At 48.1% G+C, this 26,032-nt stretch carries 21 protein-coding genes; 6 read left to right on the forward strand and 15 right to left on the reverse strand.

Features of this window, described 5'->3' with window-relative positions; all coding sequences use genetic code 11:
• Positions 1-40: 40 nt before the first annotated feature.
• The 4 genes from ACQW03_RS08480 to ACQW03_RS08495 all read right to left on the reverse strand — a co-directional run bounded on the left by ACQW03_RS08480 (position 41) and on the right by ACQW03_RS08495 (position 6,080).
• On the reverse strand, positions 41-946 hold the full coding sequence (locus tag ACQW03_RS08480; RefSeq protein WP_441949254.1) for a M15 family metallopeptidase: 906 nt from the start codon (positions 944-946) through the stop codon (positions 41-43).
• 151 nt (positions 947-1,097) lie between these two features.
• Positions 1,098-1,823, reverse strand: a complete 726-nt coding sequence (locus tag ACQW03_RS08485) for a phosphoribosylglycinamide synthetase (RefSeq protein WP_076293258.1) — start codon at positions 1,821-1,823, stop codon at positions 1,098-1,100.
• 20 nt (positions 1,824-1,843) lie between these two features.
• Positions 1,844-4,969, reverse strand: coding sequence for a DEAD/DEAH box helicase (locus tag ACQW03_RS08490; protein ID WP_441949256.1), 3,126 nt, complete (start codon positions 4,967-4,969; stop codon positions 1,844-1,846).
• 157 nt (positions 4,970-5,126) lie between these two features.
• Positions 5,127-6,080, reverse strand: coding sequence for a helix-turn-helix transcriptional regulator (locus ACQW03_RS08495; RefSeq protein WP_071639384.1), 954 nt, complete (start codon positions 6,078-6,080; stop codon positions 5,127-5,129).
• 106 nt (positions 6,081-6,186) lie between these two features.
• Between ACQW03_RS08495 and ACQW03_RS08500 the strand changes: the two genes are divergently transcribed.
• Positions 6,187-6,726: a dihydrofolate reductase family protein gene (locus ACQW03_RS08500; protein WP_071639383.1), complete on the forward strand. Its 540-nt coding sequence runs from the start codon at positions 6,187-6,189 to the stop codon at positions 6,724-6,726.
• Positions 6,727-6,808: 82 nt separating this feature from the next.
• Here the strand turns inward: ACQW03_RS08500 and ACQW03_RS08505 are convergent, their stop codons facing one another.
• From ACQW03_RS08505 to ACQW03_RS08515, 3 genes are all read right to left on the reverse strand, one after another.
• Positions 6,809-8,104 carry an ABC transporter substrate-binding protein gene (locus tag ACQW03_RS08505; protein ID WP_071639382.1) on the reverse strand — a complete coding sequence of 432 codons (1,296 nt, stop codon included), beginning with the start codon at positions 8,102-8,104 and terminating at the stop codon, positions 6,809-6,811.
• Positions 8,105-8,325: 221 nt separating this feature from the next.
• Positions 8,326-9,162, reverse strand: a complete 837-nt coding sequence (locus tag ACQW03_RS08510) for a carbohydrate ABC transporter permease (protein ID WP_023986791.1) — start codon at positions 9,160-9,162, stop codon at positions 8,326-8,328.
• Positions 9,163-10,044: a carbohydrate ABC transporter permease gene (locus ACQW03_RS08515; protein ID WP_023986790.1), complete on the reverse strand. Its 882-nt coding sequence runs from the start codon at positions 10,042-10,044 to the stop codon at positions 9,163-9,165.
• Positions 10,045-10,252: 208 nt separating this feature from the next.
• On the opposite strand from ACQW03_RS08515, the gene ACQW03_RS08520 reads away from it, so the two are divergent.
• Both ACQW03_RS08520 and ACQW03_RS08525 read left to right on the forward strand, forming a co-directional pair.
• Positions 10,253-12,067 carry a sensor histidine kinase gene (locus tag ACQW03_RS08520; protein WP_441949260.1) on the forward strand — a complete coding sequence of 605 codons (1,815 nt, stop codon included), beginning with the start codon at positions 10,253-10,255 and terminating at the stop codon, positions 12,065-12,067.
• A gap of 7 nt (positions 12,068-12,074) precedes the next feature.
• Positions 12,075-13,745 (forward strand): response regulator transcription factor, encoded by a 1,671-nt coding sequence (locus ACQW03_RS08525; RefSeq protein ID WP_220030673.1) that lies wholly within the window; start codon positions 12,075-12,077, stop codon positions 13,743-13,745.
• Here ACQW03_RS08525 and ACQW03_RS08530 read toward each other — a convergent pair.
• The 3 genes from ACQW03_RS08530 to ACQW03_RS08540 form a co-directional block, all read right to left on the reverse strand.
• On the reverse strand, positions 13,675-14,262 hold the full coding sequence (locus ACQW03_RS08530; protein ID WP_071639379.1) for a GNAT family N-acetyltransferase: 588 nt from the start codon (positions 14,260-14,262) through the stop codon (positions 13,675-13,677). The genes ACQW03_RS08525 and ACQW03_RS08530 overlap by 71 nt on opposite strands.
• A 112-nt stretch (positions 14,263-14,374) precedes the next feature.
• The gene (locus ACQW03_RS08535; RefSeq protein ID WP_441949263.1) at positions 14,375-15,499 is read right to left on the reverse strand and encodes an NADH-dependent flavin oxidoreductase; all 1,125 of its coding nucleotides are present in this window, start codon (positions 15,497-15,499) and stop codon (positions 14,375-14,377) included.
• Between the two features lie 250 nt (positions 15,500-15,749).
• Positions 15,750-16,700: a bile acid:sodium symporter family protein gene (locus ACQW03_RS08540; RefSeq protein ID WP_071639377.1), complete on the reverse strand. Its 951-nt coding sequence runs from the start codon at positions 16,698-16,700 to the stop codon at positions 15,750-15,752.
• Positions 16,701-16,944: 244 nt separating this feature from the next.
• Between ACQW03_RS08540 and ACQW03_RS08545 the strand changes: the two genes are divergently transcribed.
• Positions 16,945-17,700, forward strand: coding sequence for a tryptophan-rich sensory protein (locus tag ACQW03_RS08545; protein ID WP_071639376.1), 756 nt, complete (start codon positions 16,945-16,947; stop codon positions 17,698-17,700).
• Between the two features lie 98 nt (positions 17,701-17,798).
• Here the strand turns inward: ACQW03_RS08545 and ACQW03_RS08550 are convergent, their stop codons facing one another.
• Both ACQW03_RS08550 and ACQW03_RS08555 read right to left on the reverse strand, forming a co-directional pair.
• On the reverse strand, positions 17,799-18,863 hold the full coding sequence (locus ACQW03_RS08550) for an undecaprenyldiphospho-muramoylpentapeptide beta-N-acetylglucosaminyltransferase (RefSeq protein WP_076293266.1): 1,065 nt from the start codon (positions 18,861-18,863) through the stop codon (positions 17,799-17,801).
• Between the two features lie 123 nt (positions 18,864-18,986).
• Positions 18,987-19,367 (reverse strand): RidA family protein, encoded by a 381-nt coding sequence (locus ACQW03_RS08555; protein ID WP_013308546.1) that lies wholly within the window; start codon positions 19,365-19,367, stop codon positions 18,987-18,989.
• Between the two features lie 265 nt (positions 19,368-19,632).
• On the opposite strand from ACQW03_RS08555, the gene ACQW03_RS08560 reads away from it, so the two are divergent.
• Together ACQW03_RS08560 and ACQW03_RS08565 are read left to right on the forward strand one after the other, a co-directional pair.
• Complete coding sequence (locus ACQW03_RS08560; protein WP_071639374.1) at positions 19,633-20,160, forward strand: sigma-70 family RNA polymerase sigma factor; 528 nt, start codon at positions 19,633-19,635, stop codon at positions 20,158-20,160.
• Positions 20,157-21,431 carry a DUF4179 domain-containing protein gene (locus ACQW03_RS08565; protein ID WP_441949267.1) on the forward strand — a complete coding sequence of 425 codons (1,275 nt, stop codon included), beginning with the start codon at positions 20,157-20,159 and terminating at the stop codon, positions 21,429-21,431. Before ACQW03_RS08560 ends, ACQW03_RS08565 begins: the two co-directional genes overlap by 4 nt.
• 74 nt (positions 21,432-21,505) lie before the next feature.
• On the opposite strand, the gene ACQW03_RS08570 is transcribed toward ACQW03_RS08565, so the two are convergent.
• The 3 genes from ACQW03_RS08570 to ACQW03_RS08580 all read right to left on the reverse strand — a co-directional run bounded on the left by ACQW03_RS08570 (position 21,506) and on the right by ACQW03_RS08580 (position 25,420).
• Complete coding sequence (locus ACQW03_RS08570) at positions 21,506-22,225, reverse strand: NAD(P)H-binding protein (RefSeq protein ID WP_441949269.1); 720 nt, start codon at positions 22,223-22,225, stop codon at positions 21,506-21,508.
• Positions 22,226-22,271: 46 nt separating this feature from the next.
• Complete coding sequence (locus tag ACQW03_RS08575) at positions 22,272-23,717, reverse strand: ATP-binding protein (RefSeq protein WP_441949271.1); 1,446 nt, start codon at positions 23,715-23,717, stop codon at positions 22,272-22,274.
• Between the two features lie 200 nt (positions 23,718-23,917).
• Positions 23,918-25,420, reverse strand: a complete 1,503-nt coding sequence (locus tag ACQW03_RS08580) for an HD-GYP domain-containing protein (protein WP_071639370.1) — start codon at positions 25,418-25,420, stop codon at positions 23,918-23,920.
• Between the last annotated feature and the right edge of the window lie 612 nt (positions 25,421-26,032).

Here is a 26,032-nt window from a genome sequence, read left to right on the forward strand (position 1 = left end):
AAAAGCCGCAATCCCTAGGATTACGGCTTGATTTTAGCTGCTACAGCTTGATATTGTTCTCGTCGAAATACTCCTCCAGCGTCATCCCCTGCTTGGCTACATCCTCCGCAATATCTATTCCCACATAACGGATATGCCAAGGCTCGTACACATAGCCGGTTACAACTTCTTTACCCTTCATATAACGAATAATAAATCCGTATTCCGGTGCATGTTTTTCCAGCCATTCGCCTTCCTTGGAAGCTCCGAAAGATTGCTCCAGCACATTACCTACGCTTGGGCTGGATACATCAATGGACAAACCTGTCTGATGCTCACTCGTACCCGGTACAGCGCTAACTTTAGAGGCATATTCCTGCCCCTTTGTCTTTACATTGTTGTTGAAAATAGATACCTGACGCTTATAGGAACGGTATCCCGATACCGCACGCAGCTCAATGCCGTCTTTTTCCGCACCGTCGAACAGCTTTTCCAGTGCCTCTGCCGCTTCCTTACGCAAATGCCGCTTTTCATGCGGTCCCTCGAAGGAAAATGGCACCTGCGGCTCCACCAGGTCATCGGGGACATAGCCTACAGGCAAGCTGCGCTTTTTGTTCACAACGACTGTGTCAGAAGTCGCATTGGTGACGATCGCGGTTCCATCCTCTTCCTTAACCGTGGCTTGCAGCGCACTCTGGCTCCGCAACGCCATCACAGGGTCGGCCTGTCCACTTTCTGTACCCGCAGAGGCTTGTCCAGCGCTAGTGCTGCCATTGCCCGCATCCGGCTGGGCGGAAGGCTGTACATTCTCCTGTACCGCTGTAGATGACTTCAACGGTTCGCTTTCCTGTCCACCTGATCCTCCCTGCTGGCAGGCTGCCAGTAATAGACCTGGCAGGATCAGCCCTGGAATGAGCGCTTTGGTCCAGCGCTTAGATGCTCGCGTCTGTTGTATATGTCGTTTCATGCTGGTATCTCCTCCAATATTGCAATTGATGCATGACTTGCCGTCACTTTTCCGTTTCCCCATTGTAACTGAACTTTTGGCACTCTTCGAAGCCGTTATCCCGTTCGATGAAGGCGAATAGACTCGAAAAAGGAAGTATAAACCCGAATTGTTACGGAGTATGACGTTTTTGCGGGATTGCAGCTCGGGCCCGCTCGGCTACCCGTTCACGTATGAGTTTCAATGCCTCTTCCACACGGGGTAAACCCGGCAGCAAAGCCGTAATATCCGCTTCCTTCTTAGGAGCAAGCTTCTGCGGCAGACGAATCTCAATCGCGTGAAAGCCTGCACCGGGACGATGCAATGCTCCTTCTGCCGCAGACTCTGCAATCCATTCGCTAATCGCTGCCGATCCGCTGCGTCCGCCTTCCTGCCGTGAGGTAGACTCAAGCGCGGGGGATGTCCCCTGCACATGGGATAACTCTCCGGCCCAAGCACTAAATACGTACTCCAGCAGCTCTTCTCGCGTCATTCCGATCAGTTCCAGACAGGTCTGCGGCTCGCTTTCCAGACCGGCTTGAAGAGCTTTCTTCACATTGTCTACTACACCCACGCCATCCTCCATGCTAGAAGTGGCTGTCTCAGCTGCTAGCTGAACGATCTCATCCAGCGATAGACAGCTTTCCCCTTGCAAAAAACGGTAGATGTCCAAAGGATCTGCTTTTAGCTGCTCCAGCCATGCCTTCTGCTGTTCGGGGTTCAGTACAGGCGCTGGGCCAGTCCATTGGACAGCATGTGTGGAAGGTACACCCGTTGATTCGCCTTCCAACCCATTTCCGTCTAATTCCGCTATCCAGTGACCGTCAGTTACTTTTAGCTTCACTCGCGGCCTCGTCATCGCCTTCATCCTTTCTCTGCTCACTCAATCCATACATCATTTTGCAGCGCAATCAGACCGCGCAATTCATCATCAGACATTTCGGTGAGCCAATGTTCACCGGAGCCGACAACCTGCTCGGAAAGTACCTTTTTGCTCTCGATCAGCTCGTCGATCCGCTCCTCCAGTGTACCTTGGCAAATCAGCTTGTGCACTTGTACATTGCGGCTTTGACCAATACGGAATACACGGTCCGTCGCCTGGTTTTCCACTGCAGGATTCCACCAGCGGTCATAGTGAATGACATGGCTGGCACGTGTCAGGTTCAGACCCACGCCACCTGCACGCAGGGAAAGTACGAATATATTTGGCCCTTCTCCCTGCTGGAAGTTGTGAACAATTTCATCACGTCTGGTTTTCGCCAGTCCTCCATGCAGAAAATACGGCTCTTCCCCGAAAATTTTGGCCAAACGAGAGACCAGCAATTCTCCCATCGACACATATTGGGTGAATATCAGCGCCGATTCGCCGTTCTCGCGAATCGTCTCTACCAATTCCAGCAGTCGCTCCATTTTGCCCGAGTTTTCAGTTTTACCACTATCAGCCCGGCCCGGAATGATCAGACCCGGATGGTCACAAATCTGCTTCAACTTGGTTAGTGAAGACAGAACAAGCCCTTTGCGAGCCATACCGATCTGCCCATCCAGTGTTCCCAATAATTGATCCACCACGCCCCGATACAATCCGGCCTGCTCTGGTGTCAGTACACAGTAGGATTTCAACTCCAGCTTCTCTGGCAAATCCTTGCGTATATCTGGGTCGCTTTTGAGACGACGCAGCATGAACGGGGAGACGAGGCGATGAAGCTCACGCAACGCGGACCCACGCTCCTCTCCTGCCAGACTGTAACGCTGGCGGAACGAAGAAGCCGTACCAAGATAACCTGGATTCAGGAATTGAAAAATAGACCACAACTCGCTCAACCGATTTTCTACCGGAGTACCTGTCATGGCAATCCGGTGTGGTGCAGACAGCTTCATGACGCTTTGTGCTTGCTTTGTTCGTGCATTTTTTATATATTGCGCCTCATCCAACACGATGGAGGACCAGTATACCGCAGATAAATCGCTGCCATCCCGGCCCGCCAAATGATAGGTAGTGAGGACGATATCATACTCACGTACACTCTCCTGAAACAGCTCGCCGTGGAGTCGCTGGTTGCCATGGTGAATATACAGTGACAAATCCGGTGAAAAGCGCTTCAACTCGCGCTGCCAGTTGCCGAGCAAGGACGTCGGACAGATGATCAACGCCGGACGTTGATCATCTGCGCCGATGCCACCGTCGAGCAGGCAGGTGATGACCTGAATCGTTTTACCAAGTCCCATGTCGTCCGCAAGGCAGACGCCAAAGCCCAATCCGCGCATTGCAGCCAGCCATTGAAAGCCGCGCTCTTGATAGGGCCGTAATGCGCCATGCAGCGTCTCCGGCACAGGCCTTGGCTCTACCGAACGGAGTACGCCGCCCTCAGCCAAAGACGCAAGCAATCCGGCGGATTCCGCGCCAAAGATGGACAAGCCTTTCCATGAGGCCTCGCCTGCACTTTCATTTTCTGCAGCCAGATGCATCCATTCGGACAAGCTCATCTCACCGTTTTCCCCGCGCTTGATAAAGCGCAGCACCTGACGGATTTCCTTGGGATCGACCTCGATCCATTCCCCTCCGAGACGTACATACGGCAAATTGGCCGCGACGATGCTTTCCAGTTCCTCCATCGTCAAAGTCGTATCACCCAGCACAGCCTCGGCATCAAACGAAATCATGCGGTTAATGCCGACAGACGATGTATCGGCAATCACACCATCTGGCTTGGCACCCTGCTCTGTCGAACGCATTTTGAGCCGCAAGCCTGCACGTCTTCGGCCCTCCCGGCTCCAGCGTGAAGGCATTTGCACGGTGATACCGTTCTTTTGTAATGCGGGAACGGCTTCCGTCAGGAAACGGAAGAACAACTCTGGCTCCAGTGTCAGCCCCTCGGGATAAGGACGGTTCAACGCTTCTTGCAATATAGGTGCCGCTTCAGCTGCCTGTCCGAGCCTCATTAGCAGTTGCGCCTGCACTTGACGATATACAATTCCGCCGCGAACCAGATCACGTTCAGGATGCGCCCACAGTGCCAGAGCAGGCAATCGCAACCCCGGCTCAGCATCGCTTTCTGCCCAAAAGGTAATGCGCCATTCCTTCACACTCTCTTCCAGCGAAGGCTCCAAACGAAGGCACAACCGCAGTTGCCCTTCTGTCGGCTCCTTGTCTTCCCGTTCCGTGACAGGCATTGCGCTCCCTTCAAGAGAAGAAGCCTGAATCACCAGTTCCTCCATCTCCGCGGGCGTTCCCTGAATCGCCACCGGCCGGGAACCTGTCAGCAGACTGTTCCACCACAGCTCTGCCAGCGGCGATCCTCCGCGCCGATACTCTGCGCGATATCGGCCCAGCTCACGGTCTGATGCTGCCAGCACCGCGGTCGTTTCCGCATGGATGATCGCACACAAGAAGGAGTACAGCACGATTCCGGCTGCATCCTCGCGTGTTTCAGGCTCCTTGCCCGCAAAAACGGCCGGAGCCGCCATACAAACAGCCGGCATTGCAGCAGCCAGCTCATAAAAGCGGCGTATGTCCTCCTCTTGACACAGTCGAGGAATCCACACCCCGACAGCCGCTTCCGGACCACGACGACGCGGTCCCGATGGACGCGCCTCTGTAAGCGATGGCGCAATTTCGCCCCGCTGCATCAGCTCTAGCGCGAAATAAGCAGCTTTTTGCCAATATTGCATTTCCTCGCCCAGCGTAATGCCCGATGCCGCACAGCCCTTCTCGTCCATGCGGGTCAACAGTGCCATCGTCTCGCGCGGTTCCAGCGCCAAACCCTCCAATGTACGCCCCAGCATGGAACGTCTTTTGCCACCTCTGCCCGCGGTTTCCACACGAGCAGTGTTCGGTATCCGTACCTCAGCAAGACGCAACGCAGCCTGCCGAAACGGCCGAAGGTCTCCCTTTAGCGTCAGCCTGCGAATTACACTGCTCCACGCATCGATACGTGGTTCCGACGTCTCACCAGAAAAGCAAAAAAACACATCTCCGAGCCATATTCCATAAAGCGGTTGATTCATATCTGTCTCCCGTCCAGCCTTTTGAATTATTACTCTTCATCATATACGAAAACGGGCTCTTTTCAAAACTTTATCACAAAAATAAATGGAAAGTCATAAGTTAATAACCTTAAATATTCATGTGGTTAACTATAAATAAGAGAATCAATTTACAGGATTAATTGTCTTTTTCTTCATCATCCGCTTTTGCATCCTTCAGATAAGGGTTCAGGCTGTCTTGCAACAGTTGCTTGACCTGTACTCGCAGTTCTTTGGGATATACGACCTCGGCCTCTGGCCCGTATTTTAGTAAAAGTCGGGACACATATCTAAACTCTTCGACCGGAATATATCCCTGCCATTCCTGACTCTTCCCTTCGTGATGGGAAACATTTTGGAAGAGGGCATCTGATCCGGCCAGCCTGGCACCCAATGCGGTAAATTTTATTTTGGACGGAATTCCTATACGAGAATCCTCCGAAGCCAACCATTCCTGAAGCGTGGGAAGGCTGTCCAAGGTTTCGTCCAGCATCGTTATTGTGATCACCCGATCTGAACGGTACAGAATAATGCGGTCTCTGCTATGCGCTGGCATGTACCAATATCCGTGATCAAAATACAGTCCAATCGGATATACTTCGGTCCACTTTTCACCGGAAGCGGAGCGGTAATGCATGTTTACCCGGCGCTTATTCAGCGCAGCCTCCAAAATGATTGAGGTGTAGGGTGACTCTGCGTGAGTGGGTAGCATACGAAAAGAAATGTACTCCTTTAATTGATCGATACTGTCCTGCACATCCTGTGGAAGCTCGGCATAATAATACTCGGATAAATGTCCACGAACCGAGCCAAAAGGGATATCTGGAATGTTCTCCAACAGTTGCAGCATGAGAAAAAGACCCAAGGCCTCGTCGCGAGCAAGATGAAGGGGAGGAAGAAGCCGATTGGGGAGTGCCCGATACCCGCCATGAGGACCCATTTCGGTATAAAGGGGTAACCCGGTCTGCTGCAAATAGTCGAGATCTCTTTGTATCGTCCTGACGGAGACACCAAAACGTTCAGCCAGCTCACGCGCCGTATATTTTTTTCGGGAATCCAGTATCCTCATAAGAGCAATTCTGCGTTCGTTCATAAGGTACCCCTCTAACCAAAAATTAATTTTAAATGGCCGTTTAACTACGACATACTATGTCATAAATACATTGTAACATTAGGAAATAGAAAGGAGTGAATGAACTATGGAGGATTTGAAATCAAACGCAGTTGTGCTGTATATTGCCATGAGTCTCGACGGGTATATAGCTTTGCCGGACGGTTCGGTGGACTGGCTGTATGATGTTAAAGGGGATGGCGGGGACAATGGATATGCCGACTTTTACGACACCGTAGGTACAGTGCTGATGGGCAGGCTGACGTATGAGGAAGTATTGAAGCTCTCAGATGATTTCCCTTATGCTGGCAAGCCATGTTATGTGCTCACACGAGCATTAACGGAGCACCAGCAAGCGCCACATGTTACATTTACGGACGAAGCTCTGACTGAACTGGTTCCACGTCTACAAGAACAATCGGAAGGTGCGGTATGGCTAGTCGGTGGAGGCCAGTTAGTCCAGGCCTTCTTACAAGCTGGACTGCTGGAGAAGGCTGTTATTGCGATCATTCCCAAGGTGCTTGGACAAGGAATACCGTTATTTCCAGAGGGAACGCTGCCAAGTACGTTTAAGCTTAAAGAAATAGAACACCGCGGGGATATCGCTCTGCTCCATTACCATATATAATTTTGTTTACAGAAAAGCCTTCATATTTCAGGATCATGCAATCTTCCTGAAATATGAAGGCTTTATCGCGTGCTTTTGTTCATTATTTGGTCTTCAAATTATCCCATGTTCTCTGGAAATCCTCGAATAGCTTCCCGGCATCCGATTTACCTGCCACATAGGCTTGCATCTGACTTCCGAATTCTTGCTGTGCTCCTTCAGGATAGCGGCTAAAGAACCAGCCCAACAGTTTGTTTTCCTTACTGTATTTCACTACCTCAGCACCCAATTGGCCCATATCAGCCTCTGCCCCTTCGATGCTCTTGAACGCTGGAATAAACTTGAATTCCTTGGTGATATACTTTTTACCCTGCTCGGATGTCACCATCCAGTTTAAGAACTCTTTCGCCTCGGGTTTGACGGACGAATTTTTATTAACCACCCAGTTGTTGGCGACACCTACAAACAGCTTATCTCCGGCTGTTGCGTCTTCACCAATCGGCATAGGCAAAATCCCCAAATTTAGCTTAGGATTAATTCCGTCAATTTGGACCTGAGTCCAGTTCCCTTGCTGCATCATGGCAGCCTTTCCAGTGGCGAAATTCGTTACCTGCGTGTTGTAATCGGTCGTGAGCGGCTTCGAATTGCCATACTTCAGTGTCAGATCAAACAGCTTAACCCACTCGGCGAATACAGCGTTGCCCGGAATCTTTGCAGTTCCATCATTCAGTCCCTTGACGAAGGCCGAAGGGTCTGGCTGATTGGCAAATGCCACGTTCAGCAAATGATTGCCCAGCACCCAAAACTCCTGATATCCATTAGAAAATGGAGTAATTCCTGCAGCTTGGAGCTTTTGCGCAGCTCCCTCCAGTTCGGACAATGTTTTAGGGGTCTCCGTAATCCCCGCCTTCTTGAACAAATCCTTGTTATAAATAAAGCCGTACCCCTCCAGATTCATCGGCTGGCCATACAGCTTGCCGTCTTTGGTCATCGGCTCTTTGGCGACATCCACCACATCGCCAACCCAAGGCTGGTCAGACAGGTCCTCCAAATATTCCAGCCACGTATCCAGCTCGCGGTAACCTCCTACGTTAAAAATATCCGGTTGCTCCCCGGAGGCGAACTTGGCCTTTAACGCCGCACCATAGTCACTGCCCCCGCCCACGGTCTGAATATCGAGCTTGATGCCCGGATGAGATGCTTCGTATTCCGCTTTCATGCGATTCAGCGCCTCTGCAATCTCTACCTTAAACTGAAAAATGTGAATTGTTTTTTCCTTCACTTCCTCTTTGCCTGCGTTTTGTCCGCCACTGCTGTTACAACCTGCCAAAACCAGGGCAAAGGCCGCGAGAAGCAAGATGAGTGCTTGAGCTTTCTTTTTAAAAGTATGCGTTTTCATTTTCATGTTCCTTTCTATTCTAAATTCATATCAGATGAACTTGAAAAATTCATGTGGAAACGAAGCAAACGGAATGGTGCTGAACAAGCGATAGTGCTCGCCTTTGTCTCTAGATTCCCACCTTTATTCGTTTATTCAGGGGAATCTGGAGGCAGCAGCGATGGTAAGCACCATCCGTTTGCGTAGTGGCACACCATGTGCATTTCAGCTCATCGCCACACTCAACCTTTGACCGAGCCAGCCATAATACCTTGAATAATATATTTTTGCATGGCCAGAAAGAATACGATGACAGGCAAGATGCCCAGCACCAGAGCAGGCAAAGCCAAATCCCACTGCTTCGTGTATTGTCCGAAAAAAGCATAGGTCGCAATCGGAATTGTGCGCAGTTCAGCCTTTTGCAGTACCAGAGAAGGCAGGAGATAGTCATTCCAAATCCAGAGCGTATTTAAAATAATAACAGTTACCATCATCGGCAGCATCAACGGATACACAATTCGGAAAAATACTCCGTAAGGCGTACAGCCGTCCACCGTAGCTGCTTCTTCCACCTCGACTGGCACACCTTTGACGAATCCATGAAAGAGAAAGATCGACATTGGAGCTCCAAATCCCAGATAACAGATTACCAGACCACTTATACTGTTCATTAAATCCAGTGTACTTACAACCTTGACCAAAGGAATCATCACCGATTGAAAAGGAATCACCATGGCAGCTACGAACAGGCTGAACAACACTCGATTATAACGCGTCGGACGCCGGACCATTCGGTAAGCAGCCATTGAGCTGATCAGTACGAGCAGTAGATTACTAATTACCGTAACCACGAGTGAATTCCATAAAGCTTCGGGAAAACGCGTGATGCTCCACGCTCTAGCGTAGTTGCTCCATACAAAGGTTTGTGGCCAGGCCGCAGAATCGGTGAGCAGGTCACCAAAGCTTTTGACCGAATTCACGAATAAAAAGTAAAACGGGACGAGGAATAACAATGCGACGAGGATCATCACCATCTCGGTCGCCCATGTTCCAAAGCGGTAGCGCTTGCTTGTTTCCATTTACGCTTCCACCTCCCGACTTTTCGTCAGTCGTACCTGAAGGCTCGTAACCAGAGCAACAATGATAAAGAAAATGAGTGCTTTAGCTGTTCCCAGCCCATAACGATTATTCACAAACGCTTCATTGTAAATATTGAGTGCAACCGACTCTGTGGACCCGAAGGGACCGCCTTTGGTCAGTGACAAATTGAGATCGAACATTTTGAATGACCATGATATCGCCAGGAAAAGACATACCGTAACGGCAGGCATGATCAAAGGAAGTATAATCGACCGCAAAATTTGCATCCGGCTTGCTCCGTCAATTTCAGCTGCTTCCAGCATATCGCGGGGCACATTGGTCAGGGAAGAGATGTAAATAACCATCAAATACCCGGCAGTTTGCCAGATAAACACGATTACAATGCCCCAGAAGGCGGTGATCTCATCTCCCAACCAGGACAGGTTGAAGAAGGACCAGTTCGTGCTCTCTCCGATTGCTGCAAATCCCTTGACGAAAATAAACTGCCAGATAAAGCCCAGCAACAGACCTCCGATCACATTGGGCATAAAAAAGATGGTCCTTAGTACATTTTTTGTTTTCAGCGGTTTGGTTAGAAAATACGCCAGCAGAAAGCCAAAAATATTCGCAGCCACCACTCCTACCACCGTAAAACGGACCGTAAACCAGAACGCTGTCCCAAATTTGTCATCATTCCATAAAATGTGACTGAAATTATCCAGCCCCACCCACTTTGCCTCATTGGCTACCCCATTCCACTCTGTAAAAGAATAGTACATTCCGAGCATAAAAGGGATTACAATAATGATAACGAAAAATAACGTCGACGGCCCTACAAAAATCCATTGCTGGAGCCATTGCGACGACTTGGCGCGATTCAATCCGATCCCCCCCTTTTGTTGTCTGTTGGTGTCTGGAACGCTCCCTTACGGCTTTCTTTCAGCAGCATGATGCTTGGGCCGTACGGATATGCGATTCACATGTTCATTATGTCGAATAAGCGCTCTCGAGAACACGTAGGATCGTGAACCATTAGGGGGGAAAATATTGACCTCTGGCTCAACTTGAATTGTGAAAGGAGCTCACTGCATGAAATTTCACAGCATTCGTTCCCGCCTGATCTGGTTTTTGCTCATTGCCGTCACTCTGCCTCTGCTGCTGTCGATGACAATGACCTTCGTTCTCACCAAGCAATCCTTGCGTGAGCAGGCTACACAAGAAAATGAACGGCTTATCTTTCAGGGAATTACGAATCTGGATAACTATTTACAGGGGCTGAACCGCGCGTCCATCGGAGTCTATAATGACCCTCATTTTCTGCGTAATCTGGCCAAAATCCCGGATGATTACCGGGCCGTCGCTGAAATTTACACCACGCTGCAAACGATGATGAATGCTTCGTCAGGCATTGACCAAGTGTATTTGCATTCTTTTGAGGCGGGGCAATCCACGTTGATTACCAGTACAGTCCCGCTACGGGAATTCCGGCTGGCGCCCTTTACTGGTTCTATTCATTACGGCCCTTCCGGACTATTCATACAGCCTTCGCACATGAAGCATTTGTACGGCTTTTCGGCGGTTTCCTATGCGGAGCACAGCACAGAGCGGCAGGTATTTACACTTCACCGGGCGATTCGGAACATTCCTGCCTCAGAGACGCTTGGGGTACTCGCTATAGATGTTGATCTGGAGCCGCTGCGCAGTATTTGCCGTCAATTGTATGATGCGGATACAGAGGAGTTGTTTTTGATCGATCGGAACGGAACAATCATATATAGCGGAAAAGAAGCATCGATTGGAACACACTGGAAGGAATCTGACCTGCTCAATCGAATTTCTAAAGAAGGCGAGCACGGAGTGATTGAGGATGATACGGCACTGCACGTGTATGGCAAGCTGGATGCCAACCTGTCAGGCTGGACGCTCGTCAAGAAAATTCCACATCGTACGCTGTATATACGGGCTACCCGCTTGACTCAGATCAATGCGGTCATTACAGGCGCAGCGTTGCTACTCGTCATTGTTGCCACGTTATGGATTTCGATAAAAATCACGGAACCTATTAAGCGACTGACTCGCTACATAAACCAGATTCAGTCCGGTCAACTGGATGTAGACATCCGGGCTATGAGTAACGATGAGATCGGAGTGCTGTCGCGCCGTTTCAGACAGATGATGGATACCATCAATAACCTCATTTTGCAGGAATACAAGCTGGAGCTGGCTAATAAGACACATCAATTGAAAGCGCTTCAAGCACAGATTAATCCTCACTTTTTATATAATACGCTACAGTCTATTGGAACCCTGGCTCTACAGCATGAGGTGCCGCGAATTTATTCTCTGCTCTCTTCCCTTGCCAAAATGCTGCGTTATAATATGCGTGACCATACGGTCGTAACACTTAAGGAAGAAGCCGAACATGTAAAACAATATCTTGATTTACAAAAGGAACGCTTCGGTGAGCAATTAGAGGTCACTTACCAGTGGGAATATGAGGTCCTGAATGATCGGGTGCCTAAAATGATTCTCCAACCGTTGGTGGAAAACTACTTTAAACACGGTGCAGATCCCCGGCTGGGACCCGGTGAAATTCGCATTACAGGCAGCCGAATCCGGGAAGGTATTGTGAAAATAACCGTGGAAAATAACGGAACTTCCATTCCACAGGCCGAGTTAGAACAGCTCCAGCATATGTTAAAACGTCCGCTGAAAGCCTACGAGGAGCCAGACACTAGCGAGCAGGACTCCATTGGCCTTCGTAATGTTCTATTGCGTATTCAGCTTCACTCGGAGGATGGTTCTAACACCCTGTGCGTAGACAACATTCTGCCTCATGGCGTCCGTTATACACTCGAAATTCGTACTGAAGTCCCTACGGAAATTCATATTAAGGGAGAGTGATCTGTCAATGAAAGTCCTGATTGTAGATGATGAGAAGCATGTACGCCATGCCATACGGATGCTCGTACATTGGGAAGCTTGCGGTGTGAGCGAGGTGATTGAGGCTGAGTCGGGCGATCAGGCGATTGAGGTCATTACCGCCCTTTCCCCACCTGTTGTACTCACGGATATGCGGATGCCCGGCAAGGATGGAGTAGCACTGATGGAGTGGATTCAAGTCAATTCCCCAGCAACCCGAGTCGTGGTGGTCAGTGGCTATGATGATTTTGAGTTGGTTCGACAGGTCATCCGCCGGGGAGGCATGGACTATATTCTTAAGCCCGTGGATCCAGTCGAGATTAACGAGGCTCTTAATAAAGCCACTCAAGCCTGGCGGACAGCGGAGCAAGACCGGAACAGGCAGACGATGCAGGCAATGGAGGTCAATCGGATGAGGCCGCACTATGCTGATAAGCTCCTGACTGAAATCGTTTCCGGTATAGCGAATACCCCTCTTTCCATTACGCCCTTACGTGAGGAGCTACGTCTTCCTGCAGCTATTCAGATATGTAATGCAGCTGTGATGAGCACCACTCAGCTGGATGCCGATATACTGGACAAATATAAAACGCGCCGTGCGCTTTTGAGCTTTTCCCTCATTAACATCTGCAACGAATTTCTTGGAACTTCTCAAACCGGAATTGCATTCCGTCATCTGGAGCGTATGGACGAAATTATTCTGCTGTATTGGGGCGAGCCATCTCGTTGGCCGCTGCTCTTGCAGGATATTCACACAGGGATCAAAACGGCTTTGCGGTGTTACATGCACATCGGGGTTGGCTCTTTTGGCTCTTTTGGCGCTTTTCCCATAGCGGCAGCCACTGCCTACCAAGAGGCACGGCAAGCGTTGTGGAAACGGGATGTGTTGCAAACCGCCGACTGGATGCACCAGAGTTCCCAGACACGCCAGAGCATTCGTCTTCCCCAGTTGCCTGAGATGGAAGAGGAACTGCGGCTTAGTGCGCTCAGCTGTAATGCCAATCGTGTGTCGATAGCGGTAGGCCATTGGATAGCAGCCGTAGCCGAGCTACCTTCGGTGACAGCAGAGCAGCTAGCCAGTTGGAATCAGGAGTTGGACTGGATGCTGGCCCGCTGGCTGAATGACAGACCTGGAGATACCGATGGCGAGGAACTGGCAGATGAGTCCGGCTCCATTCATGCCTTGCCGGTCGACAACCGTGGCATGCTTTCATTGCCCTTATGGCAAAGACAGGTCGAAAACCGACTGTTGGCAGCTGGTCAGGCACTTACACCAAGCCATAGCCCAAACAACCCGACCATACGTGATATTGCCCGCTATCTGGATGCACACTATAACGAGGACATTTCTCTACAGGATATGGCGAGCCGCTTTTACCTCAGTCGGGAATATATTTCTCGTAAATTCAAGCAGGAGTATGGGGTTAATCTGTCGGACTATTTGTGCCAGATCAGGATGGGCAAGGCAAAGCTATTACTGCTAAATGACAAGCTGCGCCTTCATCATATTGCCGGTATGGTCGGGTATCAGGATGAAAAATACTTTGGCAAGGTGTTCAAAAAACTGGAGGGGGTCACGCCCGGCGAATTCAGAAAACGCCATTCTGCAAATCCTCAGCCGTTACCGCATACAGCACGTGATCTTCCCACACACCATTAATCTTCAAATAGTTGAGAGCCAGCCCTTCGCGGCGAAATCCTGCCTTTTCCATCACTCGATTGGAAGGCGTATTTCTTGGCATCACTCCAGCTTGAATACGGTGTAATTCCAACTCATTCAGGGCGTAGCGTACGATATCCTTCACTGCGGAAGTCGCATAGCCTTGTCCGTGGTATGCAGGATCTACAAAGTAGCCCAGATTGGCGTTTTGAAAGGGGCCTCTAGCGATACCCGACAGCTCCATTCTGCCAATCAGCTTATCATTTTCCGGTAAAAAAAGTCCAAACGTATATCCCTGACCGGCTTGTGCCGCTTCCAAACCGTTGGAAATCAGACGCGCCTGTTCTTCCAGCGTAAAGTAAATTTCAGGTCGTTCTGGCTCGAACGGTTTGAAGAAATCAAAATTTTCACGTCTGATCTCTAATAAACGTTCTGCATCATTGACTTGTAACAGTCGAATCTGTAGCCCCGGATGGGTAGACTTAATCAAAATTACGCCATTAGCTGCATGTAGCATTGTCATTTTCCTTCTTTCTCAGTTATTCCTATATTATTGTGTTCACGGTCACGAGACAGGAAAATACCCCAGGTGCATGAGAGCAACCTAGGGTATCTCCATCATTCAAAATTTAGTCCGTAACAGGCATCCAGCCTGGAAGGGTCGTCAATACATTCCACAAATAGTCAGGAATGACTAGCTCCTGCTGAGCTTGTTTGGATAATGTCGTGCGAATAGTATCTTCTGTGCCGTTTTTCACCTTCTCAACCCATTGCGGCTCCATCAAAAGCGGACGTCCCAGCGATACAAGCGGTACACCTGTCTCCAGTGCTGCAAGCGCCTCGTCCGGTGTATTCAGCGACCCGACTCCCATAATCGGCACACGGTTACCTACCTTCTCATGGATGAGAACGGTACGTGACCGTTCGTCACTACGGTCACGGAACGAACCACCGAAGAAATGATTTACGGAAATGTGCAGGTAATCCAGCCCTTGATCCGCCAGACGGTCTACAAGCACCATCGTATCATCCAGCGTAATGCCTGGTGTGTGTCCTTCCTCAGGAGACAAGCGGTATCCAAAGATGAATGGCCGCTTTGCATGTTCTGCGATCACTTTCTTCACTTCGTGAACAATCGCCAGCGGGAAGGTCATTCGTTTTTCAACACTTCCTCCCCATTCATCGGTACGAAGGTTGGAGTGCGGGGAGAAGAACTGCTGCACCAGGTAACCGTTCGCTCCGTGAAGCTCCACACCATCATAGCCTGCTTCAATCGCGCGGCGAGTCGCTTCGCCATAGGCACGGATGACGCGGTGGATATCGTCGGATGTCATTTCACGCGGTACAGGCGCGCCTTCTTTCTCCTCGGCTACTGCGCTTGCACTGATCGGCTGTCCATCTGGAATTTGATCCGGTGGACACAGGCGGCCACCATGATAAATTTGCAGGATCGCTTTTGCGCCCTCTTGATGAATCGTATCTGCCAGGCGGCGCAGGCTCGGAATCATTTCATCCTTGTCCGCACCAAACTCATTAACAAAGCCTTTACCATCTGGAGTTACATACACACAAGCGGTAATAACCGCGCCCACCCCACCGGAACGTTCACGGTAGTATGCCAGCTCCTGGTCACTGACTTCACCATTTTCGTGGGAAGCAAAGTTAGTCATAGGGGCCATGGTAATACGGTTCTTCAACGTAACACCGGATGGCAGAGTAAAAGCTTCAAATAGAGAATTATATTTTGGGTTCATTCGTTCTCTCTCCTTCAGTTTAAATCAGATCAGATAATATGAGGCTGTTGAGCATGAAGCCGAATATGAATTCGATGCAGTTTTCCTTCCATAACGAACTCAAACTACTGTTGCTTACTTAAATACAGTGGTTGTAACAACCACAGTATAATGATCCGCAACTATAAAGTCAAATCTATCCTTTCTGACCTTCCCTAAACGGTTCGAAAAAGCTGAACCGCAGCCACTTGTCACAAGCCACTGACAAAGCTTAATGGTTCCCGGATGTGCTGTTCTTCTCCTCCCGGCGGGAAAACCAGGTGGCGAGCAACGAGCCGGAAATATTATGCCACACGCTAAAAATTGCACTCGGTACAGCAGCAATCGGATTAAAATGGGCTGCTGCCAGCGCAGCGCCCAGTCCGGAATTCTGCATTCCCGTTTCCAGCGTAACAGCTTTACGCTTGGAAAGATTCATACCGAATAGCTTGGCAAACCAATATCCGAGCAGGAACCCGATACCGTTATGCAAAATAACCACACCAAAAATAATCGGGCCTGTCTCCAAAATCTTGCCCTTGCTGCCTGCAATCACAATAGCCACGATGAGCATAATCACCAGTGTTGATATGAGCGGCAGCGCCTGTACACTGGCTTCTGCCTGTTTGCGAAATAGCGATTTGACGATAACACCCAGCACAATGGGAACAATAACCACGATGAGAATATCCATGATCAGCGACTTCGCATCAATATTCATCCAACGTCCAGCAAGCAGGTTAATCATGGCCGGGGTAGCCAGTGGAGCAATCAGCGTCGACACCGAAGCAATCGACACGCCCAATGCCACGTCGCCTTTGGATAAGAGTGTCATTACGTTGGACGCGGTTCCACTCGGGCAACAGCCTACCAAAATGACACCTACCGCAATATCCGATGGCAGCTGCAATACTAATGCCAATCCAAAGGCCAGTAACGGCATAATCAGATAATGTCCGACCACGCCAATAGCCACATCCACTGGACGCCGGAATACTTCACGAAAGTCAGCCGCAGATAAAGTCAGCCCCATCCCGAACATGACAATGCCCAAAAATAACTGTATGTATCCTTTCAACCCTGTAAACGCCGCAGGAAAGAAAAATCCCAAACATGCAAATAAAAGTACCCAGATGGAAAAGGTTCCTCCTACAAATTTCCCTACTTTCTCCAAGCCATTCATTCTACTTATCTCCTTACTTCTATATAATTTGAATTTGAGGAAATTCTGCTTATATAGTGCTTAAAATTTTCACCATTGTACTACATATGACTGCATATACATACAACTTTTTATGATTTTACCGGGATCAAGAAACTTTTTCCGGTAAGGACATATTCGAAAGCAAAGTGGGTATATTCATAATAGAAGTTTGTGACCAGTCGGTCATTTTTGGATCATCATTCGTTGAGGAGGAGATATCCCTATGTCACGAAGCCATCCGTATAAATGGTGGAATATTATTGCATTTATCGCTGTCGTTCTCGTTAACATTCTGGCTTCTACACTTCCTATCGGCGGCAGAAGCACTGCTGCTGTATCCAACATGTACCCAACCTTGATCACCCCAGCGGGTTACGCTTTTTCCATCTGGTCGGTCATCTACGTACTGCTCGCCTGCTTTGTCGTGTACCAAGCTACACCTACAGGTCAAGCCAAGACAAGCGTTCAGTCCATCGGTATTTTTTTTATTCTAAGCTGTCTCTTCAATATCATCTGGATTTTCCTCTGGCAGTATGTATACGTAGAGCTGTGCGTCATCGTCATTATTCTATACTTGCTTTCCTTGAGCGTCGTGTATGTACGTACCCGCACGCCGCAGCCAACCCGCGGAGAAATGTGGTTCGTCAAGCTACCGTTCAGCCTCAACCTCGGTTGGGTATCCGTTGCTACTATTATCAACATTACAGTGGCACTGGAAAAGAATGAATGGAGTGGCTGGGGACTGAGCGATACGACATGGGCGATCATTATCCTGCTCATCGGCACCCTATTGGCGATCATGGTCAGCTTCCCTTATCGCGACAGCATTTATCCTCTCGTATTTGTATGGGCCTATGTCGCCATCGCCGTCGAGCATCCGAACAATGAAAATGTACGGCTGGCTGCATTGATCTTGGCGGCAATCATTCTAGTGTACGCGCTATGGCTATTCTTTGCCCGTAATCGGGACCGAGATTAAAGAAAACGAATATTATCTCCTAGCCAGAACAAGCGAGTTTGGGTCTGAATCATCTAGCCCAAGCGCGCTTGCTTTGTTTATTCATTTTAACCATGTGATTAGGTATAGACTTTAATCAAATCTATAAGCTTGCTTGTCGAGTGATCTGCATTTATTTTCTTCATATTGATAATATAATCCGACCTTTTTTCATACAAACGAAGAATCATGTCGACAAATCGTTCAGATTCCAACTCTTCTTCTTCTAAAAACTCACAAAAGCCTTGCGCTTTAAATGATTTGGCATTTAGAATTTGATCTCCCCGGCTAACCGCCTTTGAAAGAGGGATCAATAGCATCGGCTTCCGCAGCGTCAAGAATTCAAAAATGGAATTTGAACCCGCCCTAGAAACAACCATATTTGCCATCGCCATAACATCCGCCAGTTCATCATTTATGTATTCAAACTGCTTGTAGCCATACATATGAATGGAATGATTCACTTGGTCTTTACCACAAATATGCACGATTTGAAAATGAACGAGCAAAGCCTCTAAATTCATCCAGACCATCTCATTGATCTTCTTAGAACCTAAACTCCCACCCATGATTAGAATGATCGGCTTATTTCGAGTAAATCCGCAATAGGTCAAACCTGTGGCTGCCTCCCCATCTTTTAGTTCATCTCTCACAATAGCACCTACATACCGGGTATGCTTAGAGCGAAAGTACTGAATGGTTTCAGGAAAGGTAGTACAAATTTCTGTAGCAAATGTGCTGGAAATCTTATTAGCTAATCCAGGGGTAATATCTGATTCATGAATGATTACAGGGACTTTATTCAACCACCCAGCCAATACCACAGGAACCGAAACAAACCCGCCTTTTGAAAAAATAATATCCGGTTTTTCTTTTCTTATAATCCGGTACGCTTGAGAAATCCCCTTTAGCACTTTAAAAGGGTCCTTAAAATTATTCCAATCAAAATATCTGCGCAATTTCCCAGTTGAGATACTAAAATAACGCACATCTTCCAGTCCAGAAATCAATTTTCTTTCAATCCCTTGTTCAGAGCCTATGTATTGGACACTCCAATGTTGTTCCAGTAAGTGAGGAATCAAAGCTAGGTTTACTGCTACATGTCCTGAAGAGCCTCCACCAGTGAAAATTATTTTTTTAATCATCTCCACCTCCACTCTGTATTCAAAAAAACAAAACACATTAAATCTGAGCAACCGGGTGCCTCTATTTAATAGGGACACCCGGTTGCCATACAAACTTTTTATTTTATGAACGGACCTTTCAGACTATTCGCCCTTCAATGCAATGACTTCAATCTCCACCAGTGCATCCTTAGGCAGACGAGCTACCTCCACCGCACTACGCGCTGGGTATGGTTGCTCGAAGAAAGAACTATACACCTCATTGACGCTGACAAAATCGTTCATGTCCTTCAGGAATACAGTCGCTTTCACAACCTGGTTCATGTTGCTGCCTGCCGCTTCCAGAATGGCTTGTACGTTGCTCAAGGACAGGCGTGCCTGCTCCTGTACATCCTTACCAAACTCACCTGTTGCCGGATTCAGTCCAAGCTGTCCCGAAGTGTAAATAAACCCGCCTGCCTCTACCGCTTGGCTATAAGGGCCGATAGCACCGGGTGCTTTTTCAGTAGCAATTGTTTTTTTCATATGGGTTGGATTCTCCTTCCTGATACTGGTTCACCGTATTATAGCATGTGAAGTCCAAAGCCACTATTCCGTGCGACGGATTAACGCACTGGGTTTCTTTTAATACACCCCATTGCGACGGTGCTATATTTTTTTATTTCCGCTGTAACCTTTAGCGCCTATGTATCATCTAACTCCTATAACCTGCTACAAAAAATAAATTCTACAAATCCAGATACAGGTACAATGATCATAGCCAGTATAGACGGGAAAGGAGCACCATCCTTTGAATCTCGAAACAAACCTACACCAAGCAAGGCAGGGGGACCGCAAGGCATTCGTCGCCTTGATGAAACATATGGAATGCGATATGTATGGCATGGCGCGTTCCATTCTTCGCAGCAATGAAGATTGCGCGGACGCGATGCAAGAGGCGATGCTCAAGGCATACCAGTCTCTGGGTGAGCTGCGTGAACCTCGCTATTTTAAAACATGGCTGCTTCGTATCCTCATTAATGAGTGCCATCAGATTATACGCAAGCAAAAACGGGTCGTCCCCGTGGCGGAATTTGTGCAGGAACCCTCCACCTTGGGCGGTTATGAGAAAATCGAACTGCGCGAGGCCATCGACCACTTGGAGGAATCCATGCGAACTGTGATTTCCCTGCACTATTTGCGGGATATGCCGATCAAAGAAATATCAGAAGTACTGGATGTATCAGAGGGGGCCGTCAAAACACGATTGCACCGTGCTCGCAGAATATTAATGGACCTGCTACAAAATCGCGGAGAAAGGAAGGTGACCTTTCAATGAGCCCTTCAGAGTTTGAGAAACAGAATCAAGAGCTGGATCAGAAATTACAATCAGAAAAAGAAAACTTGGAAGCAGACACGGTAATGATTCCTGATTTGGTAAGAGAACGCTTAGATGCATTTTACACACAAATGGAATCGGATGCGGAGCCGTTATCCAAGTCTCCTTCCTCTTCCTTACATCGACCGGTCAAAAGATTTCTTCGAGGGACAGCAATTGCCGCTGCTTCTGCGGCTGCCATTGGCATTATGATCATTGGTAGCGCCTTTGTTTCGCCTACAATGGCAGAATCATTGAAACAGGTTCCCCTTGTAGACAGCGTGTTCAAGCTTGCTGGGGATCTCGGGCTGCAAACCGCTGATCAGAAAGGGTTGGCAACTTCCTCGAATCTCAGTGTTACCCATAGCGGTATTACATTAAAGGTACCACAAATCATATTTGACGGGACACGCTTGGTCGTGGCGTTGGAAAAGAGCGGTGGAGATTCACAACATCAAACCCTATATCCGGCCATCCAAACGCAAGGACAGTCCGAGGAGGACATTCTGGAGAAAGTGGACCTGTTCATCAATGGGACATCGGTCAATAGCAATAATGGCGCCTTTAATTTCATGTATGGCCGCCCAGGCAAAGACAGTAATTCTATGCTGATTGCGTATATGCGTGACCTTGCCAGCGGTAAACCCACCTTACCAGATCAGTTTGAGTTAGAGGTATATGCAAAGTTAAAAGGTGTAGCCGAGCCGTTTCGCATACAAACCACGGTTCACAAAACTAAAATAAATAACAAGATACTTCAGCTACAAATAAGCAAGTCTAATCCGTATCTTGCATTTACGGCAGAAAAGGTAGAAATTACACCCATCACGACCAAGATCACAACGTCGTTCAAAATGCTGACCGATATTGCACATATGCCGGATGATTACACCGTGGAGCGAGAATACAAGTACATCAAAAACGGCCAAACGATCCAGTACACCAAAAAGGAATTGGATATGGTTGAGTATGCTATATTCGACGAGCAGGGAAGAGAACTCCAGCTCCTGAGCGGCTCTGGAGTTCCCCTTACCAAAGAACGTGACAGCAAAATGATCACCCTGTTTACTCCTTTTGTGGACACTCCCCAGAAGATCATTTTCAAGCCTTATATATTGCCAACACAACCAGGAGGTAGTGCCCTGCTCGATGCTAATGGCAACTGGACACGCCATTACATTGATGAATTAGAGATTACGATAGATGTGTCGCAAAATACAAACCATCAATAAAACACAAAAACGCCGCTATTGTCCGAATCATTGGGCAACAGCGGCGTTATTGTCATTTTAATCCTGCCATGGTTTTACACGTTCTCATCAGGAGCCGTTCCTGTACCAGGTTCCTCATCATCGGATGTTAGCTCTGCACCGATGACCCGAATGATGTCGTTCGGATAAATATGTACTCCGCTCGCCTGCGCAAGAGCGATTCGTACCATGGCTCGTGCGATGACCGAGGCCGGGATAGCACGGTAGGAAGCCAGCTTGCCCGTCATTAGACCGTCCAGCGCTTTCATGACAACAGCGGCAGCGGCTTCGCCCAAACGTCGTTCAGGTCTCGCACCCAAAATCAGCGACGGACGGAACAAATGCAGCGCAGGCAGCCCGATAGCGGCAAGCGCCTCTTCAGCCTCACCCTTGGTGCGGTTATAAAACACGCGTGAAACTGGATCGGCCCCCATCGCTGAGATAGCTAGCATCTGTACAGCACCAGCCTCTTTGCCCAACTGGGCAGCCAGCACCGGATAGTCCAGATCCACCTGACGAAACTGCTCCTTGGAGCCAGCCTTTTTCATCGTTGTCCCAAGGCAGCAAAAAACATCATCCACCCCTTCGAAGGCAAACGCCGCTTTCTGTGGCTGTTCCCAATCGATGAGCGCCTGTTCCAGCTTGGGATGCTTGATGTCCAACGGACGTCTGCCCATAACCATGACGCGGTTGTATTCCTTTTGCACCAGCAGCTCTCGTACAACATAACCCCCGACAAGCCCTGTTGCACCCACAACGACCGCTTTACGTTCCATGATAGACCTCCTTTGTGCCATAACGCTCCTGCTCCTACAATTGCGATTAGGTTAATTTAAAGGGTTGTTCGTCCGCCTCCTTATTTTCGGACGGACACATCGGTAGGTACAGAGAAAACGTACTTCCCTTACCCTCCTCACTTTCCAAACGGATAAACCCGCCCAACAAGCGGGAAAAATCACGGCTAATGGACAATCCCAAACCGGTTCCTCCATATTTACGATTAATGGAACCGTTCGCCTGCTGGAATGCCTCAAAAATAACGTGTTGCTGAAGCTTGGAAATACCGATGCCCGTATCTTTTACAGCAAATACAACCCAATCTCCCTCTTGTCCCTTTTGATCCAGATGCTGTGTACTCATTTCTAGCAATACACGTCCCTCATGAGTGAACTTAAAGGCATTGGACAATAAATTACGCAAAATTTGCTGTACACGTTTGGAATCGGACCGAATTTCATTCGGTATAGGCTCATGCTCCTTTAAGCTAAATTCCAGGCTTTTATCCTTCGCAGTGACTTCAAAATGCATCATCATCACCTGCGCAATCTCACGCACATTGACTGGCTCACTTACAATTTCCATGTGCCCAGCTTCGACCTTGGACAAGTCCAAAATGTCGTTAATCATTTGGAGCAAATCATGCCCCGAGGCATAGATGAGATCGCTGTATTGGTATAACTCGTCCTCATCCAATTCTTTTCCCTGCTCGTTGATAATCTGCGCCAGATTAATGATGCTGTTAAGAGGTGTACGTAACTCATGCGACATCGTTGCCATAAAATCCGATTTATATTGGGAAGCCATCATCAGCTGCTTGGCACGTTCCTCTAGAATGACCTTTGCCTTCTGCAACTCATCTCGCTGCTCTGATAACAACTCATTCGCCTGCTTAATCTGATGATTCCGCTGTTGCTCCATCTGAAAGTCCCGTAAAATCAGGGCAAATAAAAAACTGAGGACGATGCCGATTGGCAGTGTAAGAGGAACAACCTCCGCTACATAATAGCGCCAGGGAATGACACCCAGACAGGCAATATTTAACGTATTTACGATATTAACCACTAAAATGGTCACTGATGCCTTAATAATCAAACGCCAGGTGGAACGGCGCATCCAGTAGTTCAATCCGGCGCACAGGACGCCCAGAATGCTCATATTCAAAAAGCCGACCCACGCCGCCATATTCAAACCGAAGGTAAACCTCGTAAGTCCGATTGCGACCCCAATAATAATAAGCGTATAGGAACGGGGATACACCAATGCCGCGATAATCAGCGGTACGAAACGCAAATCAAAAATAACCGTTTCACTAAAGTTAAAACCAAAACAAGAGCTGACCCATCCACCAAATATCACTAGCAGCACCGAGTTGACATATTTGAACCGCGAAGAAGTACGACTCAAACCATATTTATAAATCACGTTCGCCACATAGGCAACGGCAATCAGCATCCCTAAATTCATTAAAAACATCATTGAAAATTGCATGGACTCACACTCCCATAGCGCAAAAAATTGGATGCCAGGCCTATGTTAACCGCATTTGCCTTTCTTGTACATCATAACATGAAGCCCCATCTTTCGACATGTCAAAAGATCTTACATCCGTATATGAGGATTTCGCAAAATCCTGATATATAAAAAAGCGAACCTCAATGGCTCGCCCTGTTGTGCTGATATATACAGAGTCAGCTCGTGATGCCTTTGTTCCGGCGCCACTCCTTGACAAATAATTCGGCAAAATAAGGGTCCCATTGGGTTCCCTTTCCCTCTTCCAATATCATAACCGCCTTCTCTTCCTTCATACCTTTCCGATAGGGACGATCAGACGTCATCGCATCATAAGCATCTGCTACAGCAATGATTCGCCCAAATAAGGGGATATCTTCCCCAGCGAGCTGGTCAGGGTATCCCTTGCCATCATAACGTTCATGGTGCGAGCGCACGCCAGGCAAATAAGGGGCCATAGCATAAGCCGGTTCAACTTGCCGGAGAATGCTCTCTCCCATAACCGGGTGCATTTTAATCTGATCAAACTCCTCGTCCGTCAGCTTGCCGTCCTTGAGCAGCACAGCGTCAGCCACACCGATTTTACCGATATCATGCAGCAAAGCTGTTTTGCGCAGCAAGTCGAGGTCTGTCTCATTCAAACCTCCCTTGCGCCCAATGAGAACGGAGTATTCAGCTACACGCAAAGAATGTCCTGCGGTATAGGCATCTCGCGCATCTAGTGCTGCCGCCAAGGTCGCAAAGTAACTGTCCAATAGCTGACCGTTCTTTTCTTCCCGTTCCTTCAGGCCCTCGATCATCATGTTAAAGCCTTCAACCAACTCGGCAAATTCGTCGGAGTACAAGTCGCTGGCATTACTGTTCAGGCGGCCTTCCCTCACTGCATTCATTTTTTCCAGCAGGTGGTGGATCGGCTGTTCGATCTCACGGGTCAACAACCTTCCTCCCAGATAAGCAAAGGCTACACCAAAAATTAAAATCGTACCCGCCCATGCCCAATAGGAACTTGAATCCGTCGCCTCCAAACGTTCCAGGCGAATCTGTGTAGCTAAACAAAATAAAAACAGAGGAAAAGCACCAATGAGCGTCGCACTTAACTGAAATTTATGCCGAAGCGATAGTAGAACTCGTCCTCGCAGGGAGAGGTTCAATCCATATTGCTGGTAAGTTCGATCACGAATTTCCTCCAGCAACGGCTTGATTGCTCTCATGGTCAGAAAAAATTCAACCAATGCGTGCATCGAAGCAACCAGACAAGCTCCTATACAGGCGATTCCTACATAATATAAGGGAAAGGTAAGTTGTCCAGTATGTATCATCCATAAGGCAATAATGGCTGCGGGGATAGAGAAACCCAACAAATGCGGCCCAACAATACGTAAAACGGACAAATTAGGCAGCTGATGAACCCGGATATACACCGCTTCTACATCCTTGAGCGTTTCCTGGTTACCGTAAAAAAAACGATGAACCGGTCTCAAATGCATTCGAAACACTATGGTTTCACAAGCAATCATAATGACGCTGGAAAATGCAATAATTTTAACAAGACCCAGAATTTCATAGTGGGCTACATTTAACGTGGAAAATACAAAAATCATACCTACCAACAATACAGCGATAAACGAACCTATAATATAGTTCAGGATAACATGCTGAATAAAGCGCTTATAGGTCGGCAAATTGCTACCCCTCTTTTCATCCGTACACTCTAAAATATCTTGTGTATTCAATATCGGAGTCCAACCATCAAAAGTTTACCTTCTTGCTTGAGCATTTTACATAAATACAGAGGACGGCTTTCGATCCGCAATGTATAGCTAGGAAAACATGCTGTCGTCTATCAGATCTCGCGGGGGACAGGCATCAAACGATGGATAAAAGACCATAATCTTATCAACATTTTTTCCAGTCTATAATCAAAGAAACCAAAAATACCTTGTGTTTTAGAATCATTCTTGCTATACTATTAAAGTATGTATATGTATTAACCCCATAGGATTCCACGCAACAAGCTATTACTCCTAATCACCGTATGGAGCTTCTCCAAATTTTATGTATAACCCTAATGTAGAATTTTGAGCTTTTGCCGAAGATTTTCACATTCACACTGGCGCGGTCATCGGAGCCGCAAGGACGAAAGAGAGGTAGGGCTTTTGTCGTTTGGAAAATGAAGTGGAATCACACTGCCCCTTATGAACATGCTGACCATATAATGCAAGGTAGCAGGGGTTGAATATATATTATGCCATCAAACGATGAAGTTTGAGCAGGCCGTGCAGTATATGCAAACT

Origin of the sequence: Paenibacillus sp. DRB1-1, from assembly GCF_052119485.1 — a bacterium.
Classification (GTDB): Bacteria; Bacillota; Bacilli; order Paenibacillales; family Paenibacillaceae; genus Paenibacillus; species Paenibacillus polymyxa_B.